This is a genomic window from Rothia sp. HMSC071F11 (assembly GCF_001809115.1).
Taxonomy (GTDB): Bacteria; Actinomycetota; Actinomycetes; order Actinomycetales; family Micrococcaceae; genus Rothia; species Rothia dentocariosa.
Genome location: NZ_KV795769.1, coordinates 1 through 591, shown reverse-complemented (window position 1 = coordinate 591; position 591 = coordinate 1). Strand labels below are relative to the sequence as shown.

Annotated in this window: 1 pseudogene; it reads right to left on the bottom strand. The window is 58.5% G+C overall.

What is annotated here, in order from left to right:
- Positions 1–316: 316 nt before the first annotated feature.
- Positions 317–591, bottom strand: a pseudogene (locus HMPREF2554_RS09300) (23S rRNA (uracil(747)-C(5))-methyltransferase); the annotation flags it as partial.

Genomic DNA, 591 nt, shown 5'->3' with positions numbered 1-591 from the left:
CGTTCGGCGCGATCAACACCATCGTTGCCGGAGGGTCACTCTTCGTTATCGCCACCGTATTCACGTTCATTCTCGGCCCAACCGCACGAGCGATACAGGCGCAGGAGGCACGGGATGAGACAAAGAGTCGCGCGGGTGCATGATTTGCTCTGCGCATCGCTTTGGCGCATCATCGCCTCGCGCCCACTACGCTGCGGGATGCCCGAAACATCGCGAGCAGATAGTATTTCGGCGAGAAGATAACAAACCGCTATCTTCTCGCCGAAATACTATCTGCTCGCGCCCTAGGGTTGGGTTATGTATATGCTCGAGAAACCTACCCGCGCTGTAACAGCACCATAACCTCATAGTGGTTCGTGTGAGGGAACATATCGAGCACACGCGCAGCGACCGGCTTATAGGAAGGCATGCGCGCCAGGTCAGCGGCAAGGGTTTTCGCGTTGCAGCTCGAATAAATCACGTGCTCAATCCCCGAGCCCTCAGCCCAGGCGCACAGCCTCTCACCAATACCTCGCCTGGGCGGATTCACCACCAGCATCTCGGGGGTTTCACAGGCGTTCACGGCGAACTCGGTCGCATCCCCCGCCGCAA